4 protein-coding genes are annotated in these 3,855 nt (G+C 46.5%); 1 reads left to right on the plus strand and 3 read right to left on the minus strand.

All coding sequences use genetic code 11. The features are described 5' to 3' along the window. Positions 1-150: 150 nt before the first annotated feature. From KNO92_RS14600 to KNO92_RS14610, 3 genes are all read right to left on the minus strand, one after another. Positions 151-1,146 carry a Gfo/Idh/MocA family oxidoreductase gene (locus KNO92_RS14600; protein WP_214692181.1) on the minus strand — a complete coding sequence of 332 codons (996 nt, stop codon included), beginning with the start codon at positions 1,144-1,146 and terminating at the stop codon, positions 151-153. A 55-nt stretch (positions 1,147-1,201) separates the two neighbouring features. Continuing rightward, positions 1,202-1,690 (minus strand): GNAT family N-acetyltransferase, encoded by a 489-nt coding sequence (locus tag KNO92_RS14605; RefSeq protein ID WP_074034518.1) that lies wholly within the window; start codon positions 1,688-1,690, stop codon positions 1,202-1,204. Positions 1,691-1,764: 74 nt separating this feature from the next. After that, a complete protein-coding gene (locus KNO92_RS14610) occupies positions 1,765-2,199 on the minus strand; it encodes an OsmC family protein (RefSeq protein WP_214692179.1) in 435 nt (144 codons plus the stop codon). Between the two features lie 85 nt (positions 2,200-2,284). Here KNO92_RS14610 and cls point away from each other — a divergent pair, with 85 nt between their 5' ends. Beyond that, complete coding sequence (gene cls / locus KNO92_RS14615; protein WP_483297460.1) at positions 2,285-3,748, plus strand: cardiolipin synthase; 1,464 nt, start codon at positions 2,285-2,287, stop codon at positions 3,746-3,748. The last annotated feature ends 107 nt before the right edge of the window (positions 3,749-3,855 follow it).

The raw sequence follows: 3,855 nt of genomic DNA on the forward strand, positions 1-3,855 counted from the left end.
GAGAAGAGTTTTGGACCGGGCGATTCATCTCCCGCCTACGCTGGGCTACGCCCCGAGACGCTTAGAGGAGGGAGAATTCTCGCCTGATTTAGTTAAAAAAGAACAAACTCGCACTCAGGCGAATTCGTTCTTATAGAAATCTTATGGAAATCAATCTACTGACATCACTTGCCCCGTCTCAGACGATTGTCGAGCGAGTTCGATCATTTGCGTCGTGAGTGTCGCATCCTTTAATGAAACGACAGGTTGTCGTGTCTGATAGCTTTCGGCTAACTGATGATAATACATCAAATAGTCACCTTTCTCGACTTGAATCGTTTCGACCTCATCCGTCGACAAGATCCCAGTCTCTAACACGTCACTCGTAAACTGTCCTTGCTTCAGTGCCTCTTCCTGAGGGTCGAGTCCGAACTTCACGAAGCTACCTTTCGTTCCATGGACTTCGAACCGCGGAGTTTCGCCAGCGATGAATGGATTCGAGCGAAGATACACTCGCTTCTCTCCATAATAGAATGTCACATAGAATCCGTCGTCAGACTGTCCACCCTCTCGTTGAATCATCACATCCGCTTGAACCTTGTCAGGTTTCCCGAACAGGGCGAGGGTCTGATCGATGAGATGACTTCCTAAGTCAAACAAAATCCCTGATCCCGGGCCTGCATTTTCACGCCAACGATCCCGTACATTCGGTCGGAAACGATCAAATCGGGATTCAATCACTTTCCACTCCCCTAACACATTTGAGTCGAGCAATGACCGAATCGTTAGGAAATCACCGTCATAACGACGGTTTTGATAGACATTGACGATGCCTTCCGACGTCGCTTCAAGTTCCATCAACTCAAATCCTTCCTCAATTGTCAGGAAGGCTGGTTTTTCAACCAACACATCTTTCCCAGCTTTGAGGCAGGCAACAATCATCTCTTTATGTAAATGCGATGGTGTCGTGATGACATACAAAGAAGCATCTGTTTGAAGCGCCTCGTCTAATGTCGCATACACCTTGGCATCTGGTAATTCAGCCTTTACTTCATCCGGACGGGATGACACGACCCCGCTCACTTCAAAAGTGTCAATTGCCTTTAAAAACGGCAAATGGAATGTGTTCGCTGAAAAGCCGAACCCTACCAAAATGGTTTTAATCATGAAAACTCCTCCTTTTCGCTTTTATCATTGTATCAAAAAAAGGGTCCAAAGACCCTTATGCACTCATGCTCTCATCTAATCTGTATTCGAACGTATTGTACCCGTTTCGTGAATCGACAAAAACGAAACCAAAACGTGGATAATAACTATTTAGAAATTCATTGTCAGCGACACAATCTAGACGGATTGGTTCATCTTCATCGGCTTCCTCTAGCACGTGCTCCATGAGCTGCTGACCGACGCCACGACCTTTCAGCTTTTCGCTGACGACGATTCGATGGATATATTGTCCACGCTCACTGTCATCCCATAAGTTGTCATCCCAGTCATCCGGGGGCAACAAAGCGATTGAAGCTAAAATTTGTTGGTCATCTTCAAAGACATATACACTTCCTTCTGCAATGTCAGTGCGCACACGCTCTACGAGGTCCTGTTCCAAATATTCGGTCCATTGGTCGCTTCCTTGTTCATTTAGCGCTACGGCTCGTTGTTCGATTAGGTTCGCGATGTTGTTGGCATCGCGCTTCGTCGCGAGTCGAATCATAACGTCCTCCTTTAGTTATACAGTATTTGAAATACAAATATAACGGAGAACACATTGCCTTTCAACCATCTTGCTCACTGTTGAAGTTCGAACGGTGTGACCTCGCCATCGTTTAATTGATAGCTGTAGGATAAAGTCGCGTTGAGACTATGTGAAACAGAACAATAGCGTTCAACAGATAGTTCAATCGCACGTCGCACTCGCTCTTCTGACATGTCGCCTTTCAGAATATACAAGATGTGAATGGCTGTAAAGCGTTTCGGATGATCGATTGCCCGAACCCCATCAATCTTCATTTCGAACGATTCTAACGGTTGACGCATCTTATGCAGAATGGAGACGATATCGATCCCCGTGCAAGACGCGGTGGCGTGAATCAACATCTCCGTCGGACGAGGTCCCGTGTCGAGACCGCCCACGTCCTCGGACGCATCAAGTGTCACCGTGTGCCCCGATGGCGTATGCGTTTCAAACGCCATGCCTTGCTTCCATACGACTTCCATGTTCATTGTCTTCTCCCCCCATTTCATTTGATAGCAACCTATTCCCGCATTTGATGTATGATTAAGCTACAAATCGATTTTTAAGGGGTGTATGTTGTTGGATTGGTCCATTATTTTCAGTTGGGGGCTATATATCGTCCTCGGGTTAAACTTATTGTTCGCACTTGCCGTCATTTTTGCCGAAAGACGTGACGTTGGCGCGACCTGGGCCTGGTTGCTTGTCCTATTTTTCTTGCCGGTGCTCGGTTTTATCATTTACCTGTTCCTCGGACGACAACTCAAAAAGGATAACTTCTACAATTTGAGTGTGGAAGAACGCTCTTTTCATTCGCTACAAGTGGAAGCACAGCTCGAACAGATTCACACACGTCAGACGCAACTTGCGCAGCCACTGTTCGAAAAGTATGACCAACTGCTTCAAATGAATTTGCGCTCTTCAAAATCTTTGATTAGTGTACATAACCGTTCCCTCATCTTACATGACGGCGAACAAAAGTTTAAAGCGTTGATGGATGATATTCGCTCCGCTGAAACCGAAATCAATATTCAGTACTATATCATCCAGCGTGATGCTCTCGGACAAGCTCTTTTAAAGGAATTGATTGAACGAGCGAAAGCGGGTGTCAAAGTACGGCTTCTTTACGACGCGGTCGGTTCTCGTAGTCTTCGGAACTCAGACTTCAAAGAATTAATTGCGAACGATGGGGAAGTACGTGTCTTCTTCCCACCAACACTTGGGATGATCAATTTTAAGTTGAACAACCGCAATCACCGAAAAGTCGTCATCATCGATGGGAAAATCGGATATGTCGGTGGATTTAATGTCGGGACCGAATACCTCGGACTTGTTGAGAAGTTCGGTTATTGGCGCGATACCCATTTACGTGTCGAAGGAGACGTCGTCTACAATCTCCAACACCGCTTCATCCTAGACTGGAATTACTCAGGTCACCGCAAGCATGACCCGGAGAATACGTTCTGCTTTGCGAGACATGAGATTAAAGACAATTCGCCGATGCAAATCGTCACGAGCGGTCCGAACTCGGATACCGAACATTTAAAAAATATGATGATTAAAATGATCATGTCGGCGAAAAGACGGGTCGTCATCCAAACCCCTTATTTCATACCCGACACGAGTTTTATGGATGCATGTAAAATGGCACTCAACTCCGGCGTTCAGATGGACATCATGATTCCAGGAAAACCGGACCACCCGTTCGTCATGTGGGCATCGCTCTCCTTCCTTGGAGAGTTGCTCGATTATGGGGCAAACGTCTATCTGTATGATGAAGGTTTCCTCCACGCGAAGACGCTTGTCGTCGATGATGAGATTGCGACGGTCGGAACCACGAATTTGGATGCCCGAAGCTTCCGTCTCAACTTTGAAGTGAACGCAGTCATTTACGACGAACGCGTCGCTCTCGAACTCGTTTCCCTGTTTGAGACAGACACGGCGGTCAGTCGGACGTATACGATGGAAGACTATGAAAAGCGGAAATGGACAGTACGTGCTCGGGAGGGTGTCTCACGACTCCTCAGCCCGATTTTATAACGAAAGAAGCAGAGCTCGTTGAACTGCCCCATAAAAGTTGGACACGAAAATCCAACTTTTATGGGGTGTTTTTTATGACCAAATATTCAAAGGCATTGAAAGTCCAG

The sequence above is a fragment of the Exiguobacterium sp. s129 genome (assembly GCF_018617585.1).
GTDB classification, from domain to species: Bacteria; Bacillota; Bacilli; order Exiguobacteriales; family Exiguobacteriaceae; genus Exiguobacterium; species Exiguobacterium aestuarii_A.